The 21,540-nt window shown below is 63.0% G+C and carries 25 protein-coding genes; 16 read left to right on the forward strand and 9 right to left on the reverse strand.

Annotated elements, in window-relative coordinates; translation table 11 throughout:
• Window positions 1–51: 51 nt before the first annotated feature.
• Together J7573_RS17925 and J7573_RS17930 are read right to left on the reverse strand one after the other, a co-directional pair.
• Window positions 52–912: a DUF6279 family lipoprotein gene (locus J7573_RS17925; protein WP_294338146.1), complete on the reverse strand. Its 861-nt coding sequence runs from the start codon at window positions 910–912 to the stop codon at window positions 52–54.
• A gap of 184 nt (window positions 913–1,096) precedes the next feature.
• Window positions 1,097–1,363 carry a DUF4880 domain-containing protein gene (locus J7573_RS17930; protein WP_294338149.1) on the reverse strand — a complete coding sequence of 89 codons (267 nt, stop codon included), beginning with the start codon at window positions 1,361–1,363 and terminating at the stop codon, window positions 1,097–1,099.
• 445 nt (window positions 1,364–1,808) lie between these two features.
• Between J7573_RS17930 and J7573_RS17935 the strand changes: the two genes are divergently transcribed.
• On the forward strand, window positions 1,809–2,645 hold the full coding sequence (locus tag J7573_RS17935; protein WP_294338152.1) for a S1-like domain-containing RNA-binding protein: 837 nt from the start codon (window positions 1,809–1,811) through the stop codon (window positions 2,643–2,645).
• On the opposite strand, the gene J7573_RS17940 is transcribed toward J7573_RS17935, so the two are convergent.
• Window positions 2,646–3,026 (reverse strand): hypothetical protein, encoded by a 381-nt coding sequence (locus tag J7573_RS17940; protein ID WP_060510375.1) that lies wholly within the window; start codon window positions 3,024–3,026, stop codon window positions 2,646–2,648. It abuts the gene before it with no gap.
• A 228-nt stretch (window positions 3,027–3,254) separates the two neighbouring features.
• Here J7573_RS17940 and J7573_RS17945 point away from each other — a divergent pair, with 228 nt between their 5' ends.
• The 3 genes from J7573_RS17945 (at window position 3,255) to def (ending at window position 5,066) form a co-directional block, all read left to right on the forward strand.
• Window positions 3,255–3,434, forward strand: coding sequence for a CsbD family protein (locus J7573_RS17945; RefSeq protein ID WP_294338154.1), 180 nt, complete (start codon window positions 3,255–3,257; stop codon window positions 3,432–3,434).
• 145 nt (window positions 3,435–3,579) lie between these two features.
• On the forward strand, window positions 3,580–4,533 hold the full coding sequence (locus J7573_RS17950) for a YihY/virulence factor BrkB family protein (protein ID WP_294338155.1): 954 nt from the start codon (window positions 3,580–3,582) through the stop codon (window positions 4,531–4,533).
• Window positions 4,530–5,066 (forward strand): peptide deformylase, encoded by a 537-nt coding sequence (gene def / locus J7573_RS17955; RefSeq protein WP_294338158.1) that lies wholly within the window; start codon window positions 4,530–4,532, stop codon window positions 5,064–5,066. The genes J7573_RS17950 and def overlap by 4 nt, the downstream gene beginning before the upstream one ends.
• Here the strand turns inward: def and J7573_RS17960 are convergent.
• Window positions 5,021–5,470, reverse strand: coding sequence for a GNAT family N-acetyltransferase (locus J7573_RS17960; RefSeq protein WP_294338160.1), 450 nt, complete (start codon window positions 5,468–5,470; stop codon window positions 5,021–5,023). The genes def and J7573_RS17960 overlap by 46 nt on opposite strands.
• A 275-nt stretch (window positions 5,471–5,745) precedes the next feature.
• Here J7573_RS17960 and J7573_RS17965 point away from each other — a divergent pair, with 275 nt between their 5' ends.
• Window positions 5,746–6,003 (forward strand): DUF2790 domain-containing protein, encoded by a 258-nt coding sequence (locus J7573_RS17965; RefSeq protein ID WP_054885703.1) that lies wholly within the window; start codon window positions 5,746–5,748, stop codon window positions 6,001–6,003.
• 64 nt (window positions 6,004–6,067) lie between these two features.
• Here J7573_RS17965 and J7573_RS17970 read toward each other — a convergent pair whose 3' ends face one another.
• A complete protein-coding gene (locus J7573_RS17970; protein WP_294338165.1) occupies window positions 6,068–7,429 on the reverse strand; it encodes a PLP-dependent aminotransferase family protein in 1,362 nt (453 codons plus the stop codon).
• A gap of 76 nt (window positions 7,430–7,505) precedes the next feature.
• Here J7573_RS17970 and J7573_RS17975 point away from each other — a divergent pair, with 76 nt between their 5' ends.
• From J7573_RS17975 to J7573_RS18015, 9 genes are all read left to right on the forward strand, one after another.
• Window positions 7,506–8,471: a threonine dehydratase gene (locus J7573_RS17975; RefSeq protein WP_294338168.1), complete on the forward strand. Its 966-nt coding sequence runs from the start codon at window positions 7,506–7,508 to the stop codon at window positions 8,469–8,471.
• Window positions 8,472–8,518: 47 nt separating this feature from the next.
• Window positions 8,519–8,773 carry a type II toxin-antitoxin system HicA family toxin gene (locus J7573_RS17980; RefSeq protein WP_110637003.1) on the forward strand — a complete coding sequence of 85 codons (255 nt, stop codon included), beginning with the start codon at window positions 8,519–8,521 and terminating at the stop codon, window positions 8,771–8,773.
• A complete protein-coding gene (locus J7573_RS17985; RefSeq protein WP_079229264.1) occupies window positions 8,770–9,102 on the forward strand; it encodes a type II toxin-antitoxin system HicB family antitoxin in 333 nt (110 codons plus the stop codon). Before J7573_RS17980 ends, J7573_RS17985 begins: the two co-directional genes overlap by 4 nt.
• A 74-nt stretch (window positions 9,103–9,176) precedes the next feature.
• Window positions 9,177–9,824, forward strand: coding sequence for a LysE family translocator (locus J7573_RS17990; RefSeq protein WP_294338171.1), 648 nt, complete (start codon window positions 9,177–9,179; stop codon window positions 9,822–9,824).
• 10 nt (window positions 9,825–9,834) lie between these two features.
• Window positions 9,835–10,311 carry a GyrI-like domain-containing protein gene (locus J7573_RS17995; RefSeq protein ID WP_294338173.1) on the forward strand — a complete coding sequence of 159 codons (477 nt, stop codon included), beginning with the start codon at window positions 9,835–9,837 and terminating at the stop codon, window positions 10,309–10,311.
• Window positions 10,312–10,413: 102 nt separating this feature from the next.
• A complete protein-coding gene (locus J7573_RS18000; RefSeq protein ID WP_294338176.1) occupies window positions 10,414–10,839 on the forward strand; it encodes a nuclear transport factor 2 family protein in 426 nt (141 codons plus the stop codon).
• A 43-nt stretch (window positions 10,840–10,882) separates the two neighbouring features.
• Window positions 10,883–11,227: a YciI family protein gene (locus tag J7573_RS18005; RefSeq protein ID WP_079229261.1), complete on the forward strand. Its 345-nt coding sequence runs from the start codon at window positions 10,883–10,885 to the stop codon at window positions 11,225–11,227.
• A gap of 21 nt (window positions 11,228–11,248) precedes the next feature.
• A complete protein-coding gene (locus tag J7573_RS18010) occupies window positions 11,249–11,734 on the forward strand; it encodes an SRPBCC family protein (protein WP_294338179.1) in 486 nt (161 codons plus the stop codon).
• Window positions 11,734–12,972 (forward strand): RNA polymerase sigma factor, encoded by a 1,239-nt coding sequence (locus J7573_RS18015; RefSeq protein ID WP_294338181.1) that lies wholly within the window; start codon window positions 11,734–11,736, stop codon window positions 12,970–12,972. Before J7573_RS18010 ends, J7573_RS18015 begins: the two co-directional genes overlap by 1 nt.
• A gap of 130 nt (window positions 12,973–13,102) precedes the next feature.
• Here the strand turns inward: J7573_RS18015 and J7573_RS18020 are convergent, their stop codons facing one another.
• Window positions 13,103–13,573, reverse strand: a complete 471-nt coding sequence (locus J7573_RS18020) for a MaoC family dehydratase (protein ID WP_294338182.1) — start codon at window positions 13,571–13,573, stop codon at window positions 13,103–13,105.
• 34 nt (window positions 13,574–13,607) lie between these two features.
• Window positions 13,608–14,552 (reverse strand): alpha/beta hydrolase, encoded by a 945-nt coding sequence (locus J7573_RS18025; protein WP_294338186.1) that lies wholly within the window; start codon window positions 14,550–14,552, stop codon window positions 13,608–13,610.
• A 210-nt stretch (window positions 14,553–14,762) separates the two neighbouring features.
• On the opposite strand from J7573_RS18025, the gene fadD2 reads away from it, so the two are divergent.
• Window positions 14,763–16,451: a long-chain-fatty-acid--CoA ligase FadD2 gene (fadD2, locus tag J7573_RS18030; RefSeq protein WP_294338188.1), complete on the forward strand. Its 1,689-nt coding sequence runs from the start codon at window positions 14,763–14,765 to the stop codon at window positions 16,449–16,451.
• Between the two features lie 340 nt (window positions 16,452–16,791).
• On the forward strand, window positions 16,792–18,489 hold the full coding sequence (gene fadD1, locus J7573_RS18035; protein WP_294338191.1) for a long-chain-fatty-acid--CoA ligase FadD1: 1,698 nt from the start codon (window positions 16,792–16,794) through the stop codon (window positions 18,487–18,489).
• Between the two features lie 151 nt (window positions 18,490–18,640).
• On the opposite strand, the gene J7573_RS18040 is transcribed toward fadD1, so the two are convergent.
• Together J7573_RS18040 and J7573_RS18045 are read right to left on the reverse strand one after the other, a co-directional pair.
• Entirely contained in the window at window positions 18,641–19,948 is a 1,308-nt protein-coding gene (locus tag J7573_RS18040; protein ID WP_294338193.1) for an FAD-binding oxidoreductase, read from the reverse strand.
• Window positions 19,949–19,978: 30 nt separating this feature from the next.
• Complete coding sequence (locus tag J7573_RS18045; RefSeq protein WP_110637263.1) at window positions 19,979–21,343, reverse strand: glutamine synthetase family protein; 1,365 nt, start codon at window positions 21,341–21,343, stop codon at window positions 19,979–19,981.
• Window positions 21,344–21,540: the final 197 nt, after the last annotated feature.

A 21,540-nucleotide genomic window follows, 5' to 3' on the forward strand; every position in this document is an offset into this window, starting at 1 on the left:
TCCATGTGGGAGCGGGCTTGCCCGCGAAGAGGCCGGCCCTGCAGATCACATTCAGCTTTTCAGGCACTTCATCTCGCTGAAATCCGTGCGGACTTTCGCCAGCCGTTCCTGCAGGAACTGCCGCTGCGCCGGTGTGCTCAAGTGCATCAGGTCAACCAGCAAACTGCGCGCCTGCTGCTCGGTGTTCTGATAGGCCGCCCGGTACTCCGGCGTCCAAAGGCTCTCTTTGCGTTGCAGCAAGGTCGCCAGGCGCGGCTCGAAGCTGGCGTCGTTGCGCTGGTTCATGGCCAGCATCAGCTGTTGCTGCCAGTGCTGGCGGTTGGCGATCCACTGGCGGTTCTGGTCACCCAGTGCCTGCGACCAGGCCTGCACACGCTGGCGTTGGGCAGGGTTGAGTTCGCCGAACCAGTTGCTCAGGCGCTTTTCCATGCGCTCGGTGCGCCGTGCAATCTGCTTGGCCACGGGGGTGTCGACGTATTCCTTTTGCCGCTCGCTGATATCGTCGCGGAAGGCATCGTGCATTTCCGCGACTTGCGCATCGCTCATGCCGCGTAGCAGTTCGGTGGCCGAGGGGGTGATGGCTTCGGCTACCCGGCCAATCGCCTGGCGGGCCTCGACGGTGCGTTGCTGCAAGGCCTGGTCGGTCACCTGGTCCTCGGCGACCATGTCACGCACCCGGTCGAGCCAGTCGAGGTAGCCGGGCAGCTGGGTCTTGCAGTGCCAGGCCAGGTGCTGTTTGAGCCGTTCGTCGAGCAATGCTTTCTGTTCGCGGTTCATCGCCAGGTAGTCGCCCAGCGACCAGGGCACCAGGCGGTCGAGGTTGCGATAGGCCAGGTCGATGCGGTTGCAGGCTACCAGTGCCAAGGCGCAGGCGATGGCGATGAGCAGGGCTTTGGACAGGCGTGCAAGCATGTGCGGGTCCTTGCTGGGGCTGGCCATTCGGTAGACGCAAGGGGGCCGACGGGGTTCCACCGAATCAGCGATCGGGCAGCGCGGTGGCTTCAGGCGTACAGCGAACGTTCTCCAGGCGCTCGAAACGACCGCGCTCGCATAGCCTTGAAGGATAGATCAGAGTCGATGCGGCGTAGTGGGCCGGCTAGATATCGATGGAGCCCTTGTGGCGGGGTGATGTAATGCTCAACAAGCCATCCAGGGTCCCTTCATGATTTGGCAGCTCACTGCAGAGCTCCCAGATCTCGAGCATTTTCCCGTACTCATAGGCATGCCGGGCATCCGCTTGCAGCCACTGTGTGAAGGCTGCGCGATCTTCAGGGCTGCAGTCATCACTGTGCAGGCGCATGCACCAGTCGGCAGCAAGAGTGAGGATTTCGTCGTCGGCGGGGTCGGGGCATTGCGGATTCATCAAGCGTTACCTGTGGGAACAGGGCTCTACGCTAGGCAAGTGGTTGGCAAAAAAACGTCAAAAAAACATGAGTGTTTTCAAGATCCCAGGCGCCTTGCGCACCTGGGGTCCTTGGCTGTGGCTTCTTTGGAATCAGTAGTGGAAGTTCAGTGTCACCTGGGCGGAACGGCCTTCAGCCCAGGTTGCATAAATGGGGTAGGCGGACGCGAAGTACTGCCGGGCGGCCGGCATGTACCGAGTCGGGGCCTTTGATGATGCTGATGCGCTCGACATCGAAGGTTTCGCGGTTTTGCACGCAGGTATCATGCATGCCGTCCACAAGAATCGAGTTGCGCGATTCGACGTCGCGTGCGTGAGCTTTCGGGTGAAGGCTAAGCTTCTATGGCTTTGACACCGACAGGTGTATGTCTGGAAAATAGCCACCTTGTCTTGAGGAACATCGGAAATGGCTCTGCTTGGGCGTTACAACAGTTTGCAAATCGTGAAACACGTGGAATTCGGCCTGTACCTGGACGGCGGCTCCGACGGTGAGATCCTGCTGCCAGGGCGTTATATCCCGAAGAACGCCGAAACCGAGATCGACGACTGGCTGAACGTGTTCCTCTATCTGGATAGCGATGACAAGCTCATTGCCACTACCGAGAAGCCAAAGGTGCAGGTTGGCGAGTTCGCCAGCCTCAAGGTCAAGGACATCAACGGGGCCGGTATCTTCCTGGATTGGGGGCTGCCCAAGGACTTGCTGATGCCGTATTCCGAAGAAGCCCGGCAACTGAAAATCGGCGATTACTGCGTCGTGCATGTCTACCTGGACAAACGCACCCGCCGCATCACCGCCACTTCTCGCCTGGACCGCTACCTGGACGTTACCCCGGCTCAATACCAGGTTGGCCAGCCAGTCGAATTGCTGGTGGCCGGCGAAACGCCGATGGGCTTCAAGGCCATCATCAACAACCGCCACTGGGGCCTGATCCACAAGAACGAGGTGTTCAAATTCCTGCGTTCGGGCATGCACGTGGAAGGTTTCATCAAGGAAGTGCGCCATGATGGCAAGATCGCCCTGAGCCTGCAGCCGGTCGGCAAGGCGCTTGGCGACGACCTGCAGGAGCGCATCATGGCGCGCCTGGAGGCCGAAGGCGGGGTGCTGGCGGTGAGCGACAAGAGCGCCCCGGAAGTGATCAGCCAGATGTTCAACGTCAGCAAGGGCAACTTCAAGAAGGCCATTGGCGGGTTGTTCAAGCAGGGCCGCATCGTCATCCATGACGATCGCATCGAAAAGGCCTGATTAGGCCTGCACGAAGGTCCGGAAGTCCAGCTGCTCGCCACCCGGGCGGGTGTCGCGCAGCAGCGAGTCGCGGTCGGCGCTCAGGGCCAGGCTGATGGTCGAGCGGCGCTTGCCGGGGTTGCGCACTTCCATCTGCTCCTGGTGAGCGCGGAGGAAGTTGACCGGCACCTTCAGGTGCTGCAGCTCGTCGCTTTCCGGGGTGTGCAGCAACAGGTTGACCCAGTCGGGCTGGCCCTTGCGCAGCAATGCCACCGGCACCTCGAACCACCACAGGTTGCGTTTGCGGTCGAGGATGGCGAACAGGGTGTTGGCGCTGGTCAGCACCGGGTTGGCCAAGGCCTGGTTGCGGCGGGCGATGGCGGCGGGTTTGTCGAGTTTCATGCAGGTTCCTGCGGGTTGACGCTTGATTAGGGCTGCATTGTGAGGGCTTGCCCGCGAAAGGGCCAGTAGCCTCGACGGCTAATCGACCTGCTCAACTCGGATGTTGCCCCATCCGCGGTGGTCACCGCTCGGCTTGAACCCGGCAAATGGATTGAAACTCCTGGCAACCAGGCTCGGTCCACCGACTGTCGACACGGTCCACGTGTCTCCATTTGCAGGAGATTTGCCATGAGCGGCACCAAAGACAAAGCGAAAGGCCTGGCCAACGAAGCGATGGGTAACGTCAAACAGGGCGTCGGCAAGGTGACCGGCAACGACAAGCTGCGGGCCGAAGGCAAGGCCCAGGAACTGAAAGGCGAGGCGCAACAGATCAAGGGCAATGTGAAGGATGCGGTGAAGAAGCCTTGATGTGAAACGGCCTGTTCCTGCCTCTTCCCGGGGCCGGAACAGGCTCAGGCATTTTCTTCTGGCATGTCCGGGAGCAGTACATCGCCGGCGTGGTCTATTAGACTTACCCGTTGTACTCAAGAATCAAGCGGCGAAAGGAGACGCTATGATTTTCCCCGACCTGCGCGGCCTGCCCCTGCACCGCGTGCTGGTACGCACCGTCAAGGAGTTCCTCGACGACGAGATGTCGACCTATGCGTCCGCGCTGGCCTACCAGATGTTGTTTTCGCTGTTCCCGTTCTTGCTGTTCCTGATCGCCCTGATCGGCTTCCTGCACCTGCCGGACTTCTTTTCCTGGTTGCGCCTGCAATCGGAACTGGTGCTGCCGCCCCAGGCGCTGGAGCAGGTGAACCCGGTCATTGATCAGTTGCAGCAGTCCAAGGGCGGGCTGCTGTCGGTGGGTATCGTCATCGCCCTGTGGACTGCCTCGGCTGGCGTGCGCCTGATGATGAGCGCCATGAACGCCGCCTATGACGTGCCCGAGGGTCGCCCGGTGTGGAAGCGCATTCCGCTGTCGATCATCTACACCGTCGGTATCGCCGGCATGCTGCTGGCGGCGGCCGCCTTGATGGTGCTGGGGCCGCAGGTGATGGAGTGGATTGCCTCGCAGGTCGGCCTGCAGGAAGTGATCGTCACCATTTGGACCGTACTGCGCTGGCCGGCGATCATCATCCTGATGATGGTCGCGGTGGCCTTGATCTATTACGTGATGCCGGACGTGAAGCAGAAGTTTCGCTTCATCACCCCAGGTTCGGTACTGGCGGTAGTAGTATGGATCATCGCCTCCCTGGGCTTTGCCTACTACGTCAAGACCTTTGCCGACTACAACGCCATGTATGGCAGCATCGGTGCGATCATCGTGCTGTTGCTGTACTTCTACATCTCTGCCGCCGTGCTGTTGCTGGGGGCGGAAATGAATGCGGTGATCGAGCACATGTCGAGCGAGGGCAAGAACCCGGGCGAGAAGGATTTCAAGGGCGCCAAACCCCAGGAAACCATCACCGTGCTCGGCCATGAACACCCGGTCGAGCCTGAACCGACCGAGCCGAACCCGCGATGATCCGTGACATTCTCAAGATGGGCGACGAGCGCCTGCTGCGCATCGCCCCACCGGTGCCTGAACATCTGATCGGCAGCAGCGAGCTGCAGCAGTTGATCGACGACATGTTCGAAACCATGCACCACGTGGGTGGCGTGGGGCTGGCCGCGCCGCAGATCGGCATCGACCTGCAGCTGGTGATCTTCGGCTTCGAGCGCAGCGAGCGTTACCCGGATGCCGAGCCAGTGCCGCAGACCATCCTGCTCAATCCGGTGATCACCCCACTGACCACGGAAGTCGAGGACGGTTGGGAGGGCTGCCTGTCGGTGCCCGGCCTGCGTGGTGTGGTGCCGCGCTTCAAGCACATCAGCTACGAAGGTATCGACCCGCAGGGTAATCCGATCAACCGCTTTGCCGATGGCTTTCATGCGCGGGTGGTGCAGCACGAGTGCGACCACCTGATCGGCCGCTTGTACCCCTCACGTATCCAGGACTTTGCCCGGTTCGGCTACACCGATGTGCTGTTCCCCGGGTTGCATGACAGCGACGACTGAGCCCGCACCATGGCCAGCAGGTTCTTGCTGCGCTGGTAGCGTTGCAGGCGCGAGGCCAGGGCTTCGGGCAGTTGCTCAGTGATGCTGAAGCCAAGGCGCTGGTAGTAGGCCGTGAGGTCGGGGTGGCAGAACAGCCAGGTCGGGCCACTGTGCCCGGCCAGCGCCGCCTCGACCAACTGCGCGGCAATGCCACGCTTGCGTTGCTGCGGAGCAACGAACAGCCCGGTGAGCCAGTGGCCGTCGGCGACGGCACTGAGGCAAAGGCCGGCAACGATGCCGTCGCTGCGTGCCACCCACGATTCACCATCATTGGCTGCGCGCATGCGCGAACCCTGCTGTTTGTAGAAGTGCTCGAGCAATCGACGTTCGGGGCCGGTGAGCAGGGTGCAGTGCAGGGCATTCATGGATATACCTGGAACGGTTGGCTCTAGCCCGGTGTTTTCAGACCATCGAGCCGTTTGGTTTTGTCGCAGATTGTTGCAAATCCTGCAAGGGTGATTGTCCGAGTTCAGGGTTCAACTATTCCCGGCCAGGAGTAGAATTTTACCTATTCCCACTGGCAGTAGACGAAGCGGGATCGGTACTTCGTGTCATCTTCGCAGTCGATGACAACTTCTCCGCGCCATTGACGGCATCAGAAGTCACGCGATCAGCTGGATTGCTTTAAAGGCCAAACCCCATGAAACCATTACTGATTCTTGCACTGGTCGGTATGTCCTCGTTCGCCCTCGCCGATGAGGCCAAGCCGGTCTCCAGCGAGCCTGTGGCCCAGCAGTACGACTATTCCATGAACCTCGACATCAAACGGGTGATCAACCTGTCGACCATCCCCAATGTCTGCGAAGTGGTGCCTGCGACCATGACCTATGAAGACCATCATGGCCAGGTGCACACCATTCAGTACCGGGCGATGGGCGAAGGTTGCCAACAGGGTTGATCGTCCTGCGTCAGCGGCCTCTTCGCGTTGAGCCGTAGCGAAGAAGCTGCTTTCGCCCCCCGGTTCATCGGCCCGACAGTACCTGCTGTACCACCTCCAGGCCTTGTTTCAGTTCAGCTCGGCTACCTGCCGCCGACAGGCTGATGCGCACGGCCTGCACTTCGATCGCGCCAATGGCAAACACACTGGCCGGGACGATTTCCACACCTTGCTCGCGACATTGCCTGACCACCGCCTCGGCGCCCTGCGGCGTGCCCAGCCAGGCGTGGGGCGAAGGTTGCCCGGTAGTGTGCAGTCCATCACCCAGCAGTCTGCGTGCCAGGCGCCATCGCTCGGCAATTTCCGTTCTCTGCCAGGCGAGCCGCCGCGCAGCGGTGCCGTCTTCGATCCATTGGCACGCGATATCCAGGCTCAATGGCGACACCGACCAGTGGCTGGCCTGGGCATGCGGGTCAACCTGTGCCAGCAGCTTCGGGCTGGCCGCAATCCATCCCAATCTCAGGCCAGCGGCCACCGTCTTGGACAGGCTGTTGATGTAGACCCCTTGATCGCCCAGTAGCGGATAGAGCGGCGCTTGGTCACTGAATGCGCCATACACATCATCCTCGATCAGCAACAGCCCCAGGCGTTTGACTACCTCGGCAATGGCCGCGCGGCGAGCATCCGTCATACAGGCGCCCGTTGGGTTGTGCAGGGTCGGTGTGGTCACCAGCACGCGGGCACCGCTGGCGCGCGCCACACGGTCCAGGTCATCGGGCCGCAGGCCTTGGTCGTCCAGTGCCACACCATGCACGGGCAGGCGCAGTTGCCGACAGGCCGCCTTGATGCCCGGTGCGGTCAGGGCCTCGAGCATGACCGGCTCGCCAGCCTGGCAGAACGACTGCAGCACCAGTGTCAGCGCTTGCTGGGCTGCGCCACACAGCAACAGCTCGTCCGCTGAAAGGGCCAGGCCGCGGTTTGCCATCCACTGGGCGCCACGAATGCGCCCTAGCAGCAACTGCTCGGGGCCCAGGTAATGATCGAGCACGTTGCTGGCGGGGCGTTTCAGCAGGCTGCGCAAGCTGTCTTGCAAGTCATGGTTGTGCGGATCGGCTACCGGGACGTTGGTCGACAGGTCGATCAGCGGGCGTTGCCCGTCGTGATGCTTGATGCGAAACAAGGTCGCTTCCTTGCTGCCCGCCAGCACGTAAGTACCGCGGCCCACTTCGCCAGCCACCAGATGGCGCGCGGCAGCTTCGCGGTAGGCCTGCTGGGTGGTACTCGGGTTGAGGCCCAGTTTCCAGGCCAGCCGGCGTTGCGGGGGCAGGCGGTCACCCACCTTGAGGGTGCCGCTTTCGATGGCGTGGGCAATCGCATCGACCAAGGCGAGGTATCGGGGTTGGTCATCGTCGACCAGCTGCGGGATCCACACGAAATTGCTACCCATGCAATATAAGGTTGTACCCATACAATGCCCGGCGCTTAGGATCGGATCAACCACCTACCGAAGAGGGATGATCGCCATGTTCGACCTTGTTGCCCTGCGCGAAGCCGCCGCTTTCATTCACCAGCACGTGCCGCCGACACCTCAGCGCGCCTGGCCGCTGCTGGCCGAGCGGGTCGGTTGCACACTGTGGGTCAAGCACGAAAACCACGCCCCCACCGGCGCCTTCAAGGTACGCGGTGGGTTGGTGTATGTGCGCTCGCTGCTGGCCGCCGGCAAGCCCCCGCGGGGCCTGGTCACCGCCACCCGTGGCAACCACGGCCAGAGCATGGCGCTGGCCGCGAGCCAGGCCGGCGTGCCGCTGGTGATCGTGGTGCCCGAGGGCAACTCGAAAGAGAAGAACGCCGCCATGCGCGCACTGGGCGCCGAGCTGGTGGAGCACGGTGTCGACTTCGATGTGGCCCGAGAAGAGGCGGCCCGCCTGGCGGACGAGCTGGGCTACGACATGGTGCCGTCGTTCCACCCTGAGCTGGTGCGCGGCGTGGCCACCTATGCTCTGGAGCTGTTCGAGGCCGTGGCCGACCTGGATTGCGTGTACGTGCCGATCGGCATGGGCTCGGGCATCTGCGGGCTGATCCAGGCACGCAACCTGCTGGGGCTGAAGACCGAGATCGTCGGCGTGGTGTCCAGTGCGGCCGATGCCTATGCACAGAGTTTCGAGCAGGGCCGCATCGTCACCACGGCCACCGCCGATACCTTTGCCGACGGCATGGCCTGCCGGGTACCGCACCCGGATGCGTTTGCCCTTGTTCGTGAGCATGCTGCACGTATCGTGCGGGTCACCGACAGCGAAGTGGCAGCGGCCATGCGCATCTATCACGAAACTACCCATAACACCGCTGAAGGTGCCGGTGCTGCGGCGCTGGCGGCGTTGCTGCAGGAGCGCGAGCGCCAGGCCGGCAAGCGCGTGGCCGTGGTGCTGAGCGGGGCCAACGTGGATCGCGAGCGTTATGCGCAGGTGCTGGCGGGTACTGAAAAATCCTGAATGGATATCGGGGAAAAAGTGCTATCTTAATTTGATAGCATTTTCCGATGAACACTCGATACCGAAAGATCTACGACGCTATCTTCAGGACGCCCACCACGGCCTCATTGGCGTTTGCCGAGGTTGAAGCGCTGGTGCTTCACCTCGGCGGGCAAGTGCTGGAGCGGCAAGGCTCCAGGGTCAAGCTGGTGCTTGGCGGCCAGAGCTGGAGGTGCCATCGCCCCCATCCCGGCAAGGAAGCCAAACGGTATCAGATTGAAGAAGCCCGCGAATTCTTGCTGCGGGCAGGAGTCAGCCTATGAGTTGCATGCGCTACAAGGGCTATGCCGCCCGTATCGAATACGATGAGCGTGACGACATTTTTGTGGGTCGTGTGCTGGGCATGCGCGACATCATCAGTTTTCACGCAAGCTCGGTGCCCGAACTTCATGAAGCCTTCCGTGGGGCGCTGGAGGATTACCTGGCCGACTGCGCCGAGCAGGGCATCACCCCGGAAAAACCCGCGTCAGGCAAGGTCATGCTGCGCATTCGCCCAGAGGTGCATGCGGCTGCCAGTGTTGCCGCCCGCGCTGCCGGCAAAAGCCTCAACCAGTGGGCCGATGAGGTGTTCGAGCAGGCGGCTCTGGCTTGATCGAACACCCTTCCATCCCATGACTGCTCGTGGCAGGCTCTACGGCGTCTGATTGCCCTGACTTCGAGTGTTCAATGCCATTTTCCAACGGTTTCCTCCTCAGCCTGTCGTTGTGCCTCGATATCGGCGTGGCCAACATCGCCATGATCACCCTGGCCATGCAGCGTGGTTTCTTCCAGGGTTTCTGGCTCGGCCTGGGGACCTGTGTGGGCGACCTGATCTACGCCATTGCGGCGCTTGCCGGCATGACCGTGCTGCTGCAGTTCGACAGCGTGCGCTGGACCTTGTGGGTTGGCGGTTCGGCGTTGCTGGTGTGGTTCGCCATCAAGATGCTGCTGGCGGCCTGGCGTGGCGGGCATATGGAGGCCAGCGCGCAGGTGGTGGTGGAGTCGGGCTGGCGCGAGTTTCTGCGTGGCATCTTCCTGGCCATGTCGTCGCCCAGCGCCATCCTCTGGTTCGCGGCGGTCGGCGGCGTGTTGATAGCCCGCTCCGGCGGTGGCAGCCTGCTGGACGCAGGGCTGTTTCTTGGGGGCTTTTTCGCTGCCGGGATGGTCTGGTGCATGGGCATTTGTGGCATCGCCAGCCATGGCGGGCGCTTGCTGGGGGACCGCCTGCTGACCTGGTCGTACCTGCTGTCGGCGGCGATTTTCTGCTATTTCGCGGTGTATGTGATCATCTCGGGCTACCGTGAATTCATTCTCGCCAGCCCACCGCTTACCTGAGGCAACGGACATGACTCTGCAACCCATCTCCCCAGCGCGTTACGAAGACGGCCGTCAGCTCAACCTGGCCGGTTTTGCCGAACGTTTCAGCATGAGCGACCTGAGCGGGTTGCCCTTGCTCTGGCAACGCTTCGCACCGCACCTTGGGCATGTGCCCGGGCAGCGCGATCATGACAGTTATGGGGTCTGCTACAACCCTGACGAGCAGGGCGGGTTCGACTACCTGGCAGGTGTGGAAGTCAATGCCGACCAACCCATGCCCGACGGGTTCAGTACCTTGAAGCTGGCCCCGCAGCATTACGCAGTGTTCGAGCACCATGGCAGCTTGCAATGCCTGAAGGCGACCTTCGATGGCATCTTCCAGTGGCTGCCACAGTCGGGTGAACAGCAGGCCGATGCGGCCCTGTTCGAGCGCTACCCGGCCGGGTTCGATCCTGCCGACCCTCAGGCGGTCATGGAGATCTGGATTCCCCTGCTGCGGAAATAATTCCGGCTGCCTGTCGATCTTTGCGACTACCGTTCGACCATGAGCTGAAGGTACAAGACATCCTTGTGCCGAAACGCTCATGAACGATCGGAGGAACACCCGATGAACACGGCAGCCGAAAACGAAATCCGTCAGCTTATCGAACGCTGGATGCAGGCCGTGCGGGACCGTGACATCCCCGCCATCACTGCGCCCTACGCCGACGACATCGTCGCCTTCGATGCCATCCAGTCACTGCAGTTCAAGGGCAAGGCCGCCTACCAGGCCCATTGGGAAATGTGCATGAACATGTGCCCCGGGCCCATGGTCTTCGAGCTTGCCCAACTGACCGTGCACGCTGACGGTGACCTGGGCCTGGCGCACTGGCTGAACCGCTGTGGCCCCGGGGATGACGAGAGCCAGTGCGGCTTCATGCGTGCCACCGTCGGTTACCGCAAGGTCGGCGGCCAGTGGCAGGTGGTCCACGAGCACTGGTCGGCACCGTTCGACATGGAAACCCAGAAAGCACTGTTCGATCTCAAGCCTTGATCGGCTATCGCCAAATGCACGTTGCCAACGCCTGGAGACGACCATGAAATACCTGTGCCTGGTCTATTGTGACGAAGGGCTGTTGCATAGCCTGCCCGACAGCCCGGAAGACGCCGAATGCATGGCCTACGCCGAATCGCTGCAGAGCTCCGGGCGCATTATCGCGGCCGAGGCGCTGAAGACCGTGCAGACCGCCACCACCGTGCGCATGCGCGCCGGGCGAATGAGCATCACCGATGGCCCGTTCGCCGAAACCAAAGAGCAGCTCGCCGGCTTTTACCTGGTCGATGCCCGTGACCTCAACGAGGCGCTGAACATCGCCAAGGGCATTCCGGCGGCGCGCGTCGGCAGCGTGGAAGTGCGGCCGGTGCGCGAACTGCAACCCTGACAGCAACGGAGAACAACAAGCATGACCCTTGCCCAACCCGCGTCCGCGCAGCACGAGCTGTCCATCAGCCGCCTGATCGATGCCCCGCCTGCCAAGGTGTTCCGTGCCTGGACCGAGCCCGAATGGCTGATGCAGTGGTGGGGGCCGCACGGCATGACCACCCCGGAATGCGAGATGCAGCTGTGGGTCGGCGGCCTTTTCCGCACCCTCATGCGTGCCCCGGATGGTTCCGAGTACCCGACCCAGGGCGTGTTCCTGGAAATTGCCGCCCCGCGCCGGCTTGTGTTCACCGATGCCTTCGGGCCGGGTTGGGTGCCGTCGGACAAAGCCTTCATGACGGCGGTGATCAGCTTTGACGAAGAACACGGCAAGACCCGCTACACCGCCCGTGCCTGGCACTGGAACGCTGCCGACAGCCGCGCCCATGAAGAAATGGGTTTCCATCAGGGCTGGGGAGAGAGCCTGGACCGCCTGGTGGAGGTCGTGACCCAGCGGATGCCTGACTGATGGCGGATCTGGCGCAGGTACGTGCCGAAGTCGAAGCGGTGTACCGGCGTGATTCGCGGCGCATCCTGGCGACGCTGATCCGCCTGCTGGGGGATTTCGACCTGGCAGAGGAGGCCCTGCACGATGCCTTCTTCATCGCCGTCGAGCGCTGGCAGCGCGATGGCATCCCGGACAACCCGCGAGCCTGGCTGGTTTCGACCGGGCGCTTCAAGGCCATCGACGCATTGCGCCGGCGTGCCCGCTTCGACCGCTCCCAGGCTGACCTGATCATGCTGATCGAAGGCCAGGGGCAGGACCCCAGCGAAGAGGAATTGCTCGCCGACGACCGCCTGCGGCTGATCTTCACCTGCTGCCACCCGGCCCTGGCGGCCGATGCCCAGGTGCCACTGACCCTGCGCGAAGTCTGCGACCTGACCACCGAGCAGATCGCTCGGGCCTTCCTGCAAAGCCCCGCAACCATCGCCCAGCGCATCGTCCGCGCCAAGGCGAAGATTCGTGATGCCGGCATTCCTTATCAGGTCCCGGAGCTGCATGAGCTGCCCGAGCGCCTGGAGAGCGTGCTGCGGGTGATCTACCTGGTGTTCAACGAAGGCTATTCGGCGTCTTCAGGCGAGGCATTACTGCAACAGGAACTGAGTGACGAGGCGATCCGCCTCGGGCGCCTGTTGGTGCAACTGCTGCCGGACGCCGAAGCGGTGGGTTTGCTGGCGCTGATGCTGCTGCAGACATCGCGGCAGCGTGCGCGCAGCGACGCCAAGGGCAACCTGGTGCTGCTGGACCAGCAGGACCGCAGCCTGTGGGACCGCGAGCTGATTGCCGAAGGTTGCCAGCTGGTGCGCCTGGCCTTGGCCAGTCGCGCTTTTGGTGCCTACACCGTGCAGGCGGCGATCGCGGCCGTGCATGCCGAGGCGGTGACGGCCGAGGAGACCGACTGGGCAGAAATTGTCGGGCTATACGATGTACTGCAACGGCACTGGCCGTCAGCCGTGGTGGCGCTCAACCGGGCGGTGGCGCTGGCCAAGCGCGACGGGGCGCAGGCGGGCCTGGACGCGGTGGAGGCGGTTCTGGAAGCGGGGGAGTTGCGCGACTATCACCTGGCCCACGCGGCGCGGGCAGAGATGCATCAGCAGCTGGGGAATGTGGATGAAGCACGGGCGGCCTGGCAACAGGCGCTGGAGTTGACTAGCCAAGAGCCGGAGCGGCGGCATATCAAGCGGCGTCTACGCGAGCTGCTGTGATGGCTTTTCCGGCCCATTCGCGGGCACGCCCGCTCCCACAAGGTTCAGTGCAGGCTTGGCAGGCGGTGCAGTACCTGTGGGAGCAGCGGTGCGGCGATCCGACTTGCCCGCGAAGAATCCAGCGTCGATGTCAGCTGGCGACGAAGTTCGGCGGCGAAACCAGCTCGACGGTCTGTTGCTTGCGCGGTGCCAGGATCTCGGCCACGCCCTCGACCACCAGCTCGTCGTTCTGGTTGTACACGTTGGTGGCGATACGCACCTTGAACTTGGGCAGTTTCTCGAGGATTTCCAGGCGCACGGTCAGGGTGTCGCCGATCTTCACCGGCTTCTGGAAGCTCATCTGCTGGCCCAGGTAGATGGTGCCAGGGCCAGGCAGGGTGCAGGCCACTGCGGCGCTGATCAGGGCACCGCTGAACATGCCGTGGGCGATGCGCTCGCGGAACATGCTCTTGGCGGCAAATTCGGCATCCAGGTGCACCGGGTTGTGGTCACCGGACATGGCGGCGAACAGCTGGATGTCACGTTCTTCGACGGATTTCTCGTAGGTGGCCTTCTGGCCGACTTCAAGGGCTTCGTAAGGCGTGTTGGTGACCTGGGTCATCGGGGCTTCCTTAAGGGGCGGGCGAGGGCGCCTATCATTCACTGCGAGCAGGGCGGCCAAGGGCCAGCGCTTGCTCCAACCAGGCGAGGATATCAGCGGTGACCTCGTCGCGGTTGAGTTCGTTGAGTACTTCGTGCCGCGCCTCAGGATAGACGCGCAACTGTACATGTCGATTGCCGGTCGCACGCAGGGCGTCGGCCAGATGGGTGAGACGCTTGCCGGCACTCACCGGATCACATTCGCCGCCAATCACCAGCATGGGCAGGTTCGGGTCGATCTGCGCGAGGTTTTGCGCCTGGCTGATCTGTGCCAGCCCGTGCAGCAGGTCGAGCCACAGCTGGTTGCTGCAGCGAAAGCCGCACAGCGGATCATTGACGTACTTGTCCACTTCCGCCGGGTCACGGCTGAGCCAGTCGAACGCCGTGCGGGTGGGTTTGAAGGCGTTGTTGAACGAGCCGAACGACAGCCACTCGATCAGTGCGCTCTTGCCCAGTGGCCCCTGGCGCCAGGCTTCCAGCCGTGCAATCAGGCGCGCCGCCCGATACAACGTGGCGGGTTGGAAGTTGGAGCCGCTGAGGATCGCCCCGTGCAGGCTGCCGCTGTGGTGCATGAGGTAGGCCTGGGCAATGTAGCTGCCCATGCTGTGGCCAAACAGGAACAGCGGTGTGCAAGGGAACTGCTGGCCGATGTGCTGGGCCAGCAGGCCAATGTCGTTGACCACGGCATTCCAGCCATGTTGCCGGGCGAACAGGCCGAGGCTGCCCTGTTCGGCGGTGCGCCCGTGGCCGCGCAGGTCCGCTGCCAGCAGGGCGTAGCCGGCATCGCAGAGGGCCTGGCCCAGGCGCTGGTAGCGCCCGGCATGCTCGGCCATGCCATGCGCCAGCAACACCACGGCCTTGACCGGTGTGGCCGGCAGCCATTGGTGTACGTACAGCCTGCAATGCTCGCTGGCAGGCAGCCAGAAGGCGTCATGGGGCATGGCGAATCCTTTGCGCGAAGGTGACCCGCACAGTGTATGCACAACCGGCCGAATTGCAGGAAGGGCACAAATAAGATTCACAATGTTAATGGCGGCACTTGGCGTATATGCCACCTCGGGCATACCTGCTAACGTCGGTTCAACGCCTTTTTGCCATCAGGCAAACGGGACAAGGAATCCGTACGGGCTCAGGCAGAGGAACAATAATAAATGCAAGCCGACTTCTGGAATGACAAACGCCCCGAGGGCGTGCCTTCCACCATTGACCTTCACGCGTACGCTTCGGTGGTCGAGGTGTTCGAGCGCTCCTGCAAGCGCTTTGCCGAGCGCCCGGCGTTCAGCAACCTTGGCTTGACCCTGAGTTACGCCGAGCTCGAACGCCATTCGGCAGCGTTCGCCGCCTGGCTGCAGCAGCACACCGACCTCAAACCGGGTGACCGCATAGCGGTGCAGATGCCCAACGTCCTGCAATACCCCATCGCCGTGTTTGGCGCCCTGCGCGCCGGGCTGATCGTGGTCAACACCAACCCGCTGTACACCGAGCGCGAAATGCGTCACCAGTTCAAGGATGCCGGGGCCCGGGCTTTGGTGTACCTGAACATGTTCGGCAAGCGTGTGCAGGAGGTGCTGCCCGATACTGGCATCGAGTACCTGATCGAGGCGAAGATGGGCGACCTGCTGCCTGCAGCCAAGGGCTGGCTGGTCAATACCGTGGTCGACAAGGTCAAGAAGATGGTCCCGGCCTATCATCTGCCCCAGGCCATCTCGTTCAAGCAGGTACTGCGTGAAGGCCGCAACCTGGCGCACACGCCGGTGCCGCTCTCGCTCGATGATATCGCCGTGCTGCAGTACACCGGCGGTACCACGGGCCTGGCCAAGGGGGCCATGCTCACGCACGGCAACCTGGTGGCCAACATGCTGCAGGTGCTGGCCTGCTTCTCCCAGCACAGCCCGGACGGGCAGCGGCTGATCAAGGAAGGCCAGGAGGTGATGATTGCTCCGCTGCCGCTGTACCACATCTATGCCTTCACCGCGAACTGCATGTGCATGATGGTCACCGGCAACCACAACGTGCTGATCACCAACCCACGCGACATCCCCGGCTTCATCAAGGAGTTGGGTAAATGGCGTTTTTCGGCGCTGTTGGGGTTGAACACCTTGTTCGTCGCGCTGATGGACCATCCAGGCTTCCGTCAGCTGGACTTTTCGGCACTGAAAGTCACCAACTCCGGCGGCACGGCACTGGTCAAGGCCACTGCCGAGCGTTGGGAAGCACTCACTGGCTGCCGTATCGTCGAGGGCTATGGCCTGACCGAAACCTCGCCGGTGGCCAGCACCAACCCCTACGGCCAGCTGGCTCGGCTGGGCACGGTGGGCATGCCGGTACCGGGCACGGTGTTCAAGGTCATCGATGATGACGGCAACGAACAGCCACTGGGTGAGCGCGGCGAGCTGTGCATCAAAGGCCCACAGGTGATGAAGGGCTACTGGCAGCAAGCGGAGGCCACGGCGCAGGCGCTGGATGCCGAGGGCTGGTTCAAGACCGGCGATATCGCGGTGATCGACCCGGACGGCTTCACCCGCATCGTCGACCGCAAGAAGGACATGATCATCGTCTCCGGCTTCAATGTGTACCCCAACGAAATCGAGGATGTGGTGATGGGCCATCCGCAGGTGGCCAACTGCGCGGCCATCGGCGTGCCGGACGCGCGTTCGGGGGAGGCGGTGAAACTGTTCGTGGTGGCGCGTGAGGGTGGGGTGAGCGTCGAAGACCTGAAGGCTTACTGCAAGGCCAACTTCACCGGCTACAAGGTGCCCAAGCACATCGTGGTGCGCGAGTCGCTGCCGATGACCCCGGTGGGCAAGATCCTGCGCAGGGAGTTACGCGACATCGCTTGATATCGCGCCGGCTTCTTCGCGGGTAAACCCGCTCCCACGGTAAGGTGCAGGACCCTGTGGGAGCGGGTTTACCCGCGAAGGCTGCAAAAGTGCTCTAGCCTGCTGCCTATAGCCCGATTTGCGACATTTTGGTCAATTACTCTAAAAATGACTTGTATCGTTCATTGAGTCATTTTTGTGACCGTGAGGCCGGTCCTGGCCCCTAGGCGACCCCAATCAAAGCTGTTACTCTCGGCCCGCTTTCAGATGATTCGGTTTGCAACGAACCGCCATCGCATATCAATAATAAGCGCATCGACGCGCGAATCGAACTTCGCTGTTGCTGAAGGAGTGGGCTTCCATGATCGAAAATTTTTGGAAGGATAAATACCCAGCCGGGATTACGGCGGAAATCAATCCTGACGAATTCCCCAATATCCAGGCGGTACTCAAGCAATCCTGCCAACGCTTTGCCAATAAACCGGCCTTTAGCAACCTGGGCAAGACCATCACCTACGGCGAGCTCTACGCGCTGTCAGGCGCTTTCGCGGCCTGGCTGCAGCAGCACACCGATCTCAAGCCGGGTGACCGCATTGCCGTCCAGCTGCCCAATGTCCTGCAATACCCGGTAGCGGTATTCGGTGCCATGCGCGCCGGCCTGATCGTGGTCAACACCAACCCGCTGTACACAGTGCGGGAAATGGAGCACCAGTTCAACGACTCCGGTGCCAAGGCCCTGGTGTGCCTGGCCAACATGGCGCACCTGGCCGAGAAGGTGGTGCCCAAGACCCAGGTCAAGCACGTCATCGTCACCGAAGTGGCCGACCTGCTGCCGCCGCTCAAGCGCCTGCTGATCAACAGTGTGATCAAGTACGTGAAGAAGATGGTGCCGGCCTACAACCTGCCGCGCGCCGTGCGCTTCAACGATACCCTGGCGCTGGGCAAGGGCCAGCCGGTCACCGAAGCCAACCCGCAAGCCAACGACGTGGCGGTGCTGCAGTATACCGGCGGTACCACCGGCGTGGCCAAGGGCGCGATGCTGACCCATCGCAACCTGGTGGCCAACATGCTGCAGTGCCGGGCACTGATGGGCGCCAACCTGAAGGAAGGCTGCGAGATCCTCATCACCCCGCTGCCGCTGTACCACATCTATGCCTTTACCTTCCATTGCATGGCGATGATGCTGATCGGCAACCACAACGTGCTGATCAGCAACCCACGCGACCTGCCGGCAATGGTCAAGGAGCTGGGCAAGTGGAAGTTCAGCGGTTTCGTCGGCCTCAACACGCTGTTCGTGGCGCTGTGCAACAACGAGGCATTCCGCGCCCTGGACTTCTCGGCGCTGAAGATCACCCTGTCCGGTGGCATGGCCCTGCAACTGAGCGTGGCCGAGCGCTGGAAGAGCGTCACCGGCTGCGCCATCTGCGAAGGCTACGGCATGACCGAGACCAGCCCGGTGGCAGCGGTGAACCCGGCCGAGGCCAACCAGGTGGGCACCATCGGCATCCCGGTGCCATCGACCCTGTGCAAGGTCATCGATGACGCCGGCAACGAGCTGCCACTGGGCGAAACCGGCGAGCTGTGCGTCAAGGGCCCGCAGGTCATGAAGGGCTACTGGCAGCGTGAAGACGCCACCACCGAGATCCTTGATAGCGAAGGCTGGCTGAAGACCGGTGACATCGCGCTGATCCAGCCAGATGGCTACATGCGCATCGTCGACCGCAAGAAGGACATGATCCTGGTCTCGGGCTTCAACGTGTACCCCAACGAGCTGGAAGACGTGCTCGCCGCCTTGCCGGGTGTGCTGCAGTGCGCGGCCATCGGTGTGCCGGACGAGAAGTCGGGTGAAGTGATCAAGGTGTTCATCGTGGTCAAGCCGGGCATGACCGTGACCAAGGAGCAAGTGATGGAGCACATGCGTGCCAACGTCACCGGCTACAAGGTGCCGCGTTACATCGAGTTCCGCGACGCGTTGCCGACCACCAACGTCGGCAAGATCCTGCGCCGTGAACTGCGTGATGAAGAGCTGAAGAAGCAGGGCTTGAAGAAGATCGCCTGATCCGCAAGCCGGCGAGGTCATTGTGGGAGCGGCCTTGCGTCGCGAAAGGGCCGCAAAGCGGCCCCGACAATTTCAGCGTCACCGCTGAGTTACTGGGGCCGCTCTGCGGCCCTTTCGCTACGCAAGGCCGCTCCCACAAAGGCCAATGCTATCAGCGCAGTTTCTCAAGCATCTGGTAGTACCACATCCCCGCCGCCAGCAGCGGATTGCCCAGCAAGTCGCCCATCGGCACTCGCACGTGCTTGCACTGCGCGAAGGTGTCGAACTTCTCCAGCGTTCCGGTCAGTGCCTCGGCCATGATCTCGCCCATGATGTGGCTGGTGGCGATGCCGTGCCCGGAATAGCCCTGGCAGTACCACACGTTGTCCGACAGCTTGCCCAGTTGCGGGATGCGGTTGACCACGATGCCCATCGCACAGCTCCACTGAAACTCGATCGGCACGCCCTTGAGCGCCGGGAAGGTGCGCTCGATGCACGGGCGCAGCTCGCCTTCGATATCACGCGAATCCTTGCCCGAGTAGTTGGCGCCGCCGCCGAACAGCAAGCGCTTGTCGGCCGTCAGGCGGTAGTAGTCGAGGACGAAGCGGCAGTCGTACACCGCCAGGTCCTGCGGGTTGATCTGCTCCGCCAGATCGCCCAGCGGGGCAGTGGTGACGATGCCGCCCATGGCCGGGAAGATCTTGCCCTTGAGCTGGCGCTTTTCCAGCTTGTGGTAGACGTCACCGGCGAGCATCACCTGGCGTGCTTCGACCCGACCGTGGGCGGTGACGACCGCCGGGCGCGGGCCGTGGACGATGTCCAGCACTTCGGAGTTCTCGAAGATCAGCGCGCCCAGGCTGTGGGCGGCGCGGGCTTCGCCCAGGCACAGGTTGAGCGGGTGCAGGTGCAGGTTGCGCAGGTTCTTCAGTGCGCCCAGGTACAGCGGGCTCTGCAGGTGCTTGGCGACACCGTTGCGGTCGAGCAACTGCACCTGGTCGCCCATGCCACGGCGTTCGGCTTCGGCCTGAAAGCTGCGCAGCTCCTCCATGTGCGAAGGTTTCATCGCCGCGTGCAGGTGGCCGCGCTTGAGGTCGCAGTCGATGCCGTAGCGCGCGACCCGCTGCTCGATCACCTGGTGCCCACGCCAGCGCAGGTGCCAGATGAAATCGTCGACCTCGGCGCCCAGATGGTTGCGCATCTGCGTGCGCATGGCCTCGTCACCCGACAGGCTGCCGGTGACCTGGCCGCCGTTGCGTCCGCTGGCACCCCAGCCGATACGGTTGGTCTCGACGATCGCCACCTTCAGGCCGCGCTCGGCCAGCTCCACCGCAGTGGCCACGCCGGTGAAACCACCGCCGATGATCGCCACGTCGACCTGCACCGTGCCCTTGAGCTGCGGGTACTCGGTGTGGTCGTTCAGCGTGGCGCTGTAATAGGACGGCGCGCGCTGGGCCGGGCCGTTGTTCAATGCTGCGTTCATGGGTGTTCCTTGTTCTGAATAGGGTAAGGCTCAGGCCTGGTGCAGGTACCAGCGCCAGTCCTGTTCACTGACTTCGGCCATGAACTGGCGGTACTCGGCGCGCTTGACCTTCAGGTAGACGCCGAGGAACGCCTCGCCGAGCGCTTCCCGCGCCCAGTGCGAGCGCTCCAGCGCATCGAGTGCGGTCAGCCAGTCGGTGGGCAGGTGCTCGGTGGCCTGGGCATAGCCGTTGCCTTCGACCGGCGCACCTGGGTCCAGCTGCTCGCGGATGCCGCGATGGCTGGCGGCCAGAATGGCAGCGGCAGCCAGGTACGGGTTGGCATCGGCGCCACAGATGCGGTGCTCGACATGCCGGCTGTTGGCCGGGCCGCCGGGCACGCGCAGGCTGACGGTGCGGTTGTCGACACCCCAGGTCGGCGCCAACGGGGCATAGCTGTTGGCCTGGAAGCGGCGGAACGAGTTGGCGTTGGGGCAGAACAGCAACAGCGAGTCACGCAGGTGACGGAGCATGCCGGCCACCGCCTGGCGCAGCAGCGGGGTGCCGGCTTTGTCTTCGCTGGCGAACAGGTTGTTGCCGGCGCTGTCGGCCAGGCTCAGGTGCATATGCATGCCGGTGCCGGCCAGTTGCGCGAACGGCTTGGCCATGAAGCAAGCCTGCATGCCGTGGGCATGGGCCACGCCCTTGACCAGGCGCTTGTAGCGCACGGCCTGGTCCATTGCCTCCAGGGCATCGCCATGCTCCAGGGTGATTTCCACCTGGCCCGGGGCATATTCCGAGATCGCCGTGCGCGCCGGAATGCCTTGGGCCTTGCAGGCGGCATAAAGGTCGGCGAGGAAGGGTTCGATCTGTTCCAGTTCGCGCAGGCCGTAGACCTGGGTTGTGCGTGGCCGGCCACCGTCGTTGTCCAGCGCCGGTTGCGGGCGGCCCTGGGCGTCGCGCTGCTGGTCGAGCAGGTAGAACTCCAGCTCGCAGGCCATGACCGGGTGGTAACCGTCAGCCTTGAGCGCTTCGATGGTGCGCAGCAATACATGGCGCGGGTCGGCGACACTGGCTGGCAGGCCTTCGCTCGGGTGCATGCTGACCTGCACGGCGGCCGTTGGCACGCGGCGCCAAGGCAGGCGCACCAGGCTGCCTTCCAGTGGGTAGGCGCGGCAGTCGATATCGCCGACATCCCAGACCAGGCCGGAGTTTTCCACGTCGTCGCCATTGAGTGTCAGGCCGAGGATGGTGCTGGGTAGCGGGCGGCCGCTCTGGTAGACCGCCAGCAGTTCCTCACGATGCAGCAGCTTGCCGCGCGGTACACCATTGGCGTCGAGGATGAACAGCTCGAACAGTTCGATATCAGGGTTTTCTGCCAGGAAACGGCTGGCGTGCTCTACAGGTGCAAAGTGCATGATGGATTCGCTCACAGGCGCACAGAACCGGCGCGCAGGCGCGGTCCAGATGAGACAAATGGCCGTACGGCGGCCGGGTTTGGTCACAAAGGCGTGAGCGAAGCATCCGGTGGGCGTGCGTGGCGGCAATGCCACAGGGCCCAGAAGGCGAGAATGATGTGGACCAGCGGATTTTCACCGGCGCGGGACCGGGCCTT

This window comes from Pseudomonas sp., assembly GCF_017744435.1.
In the GTDB taxonomy this organism is placed as follows: Bacteria; Pseudomonadota; Gammaproteobacteria; order Pseudomonadales; family Pseudomonadaceae; genus Aquipseudomonas.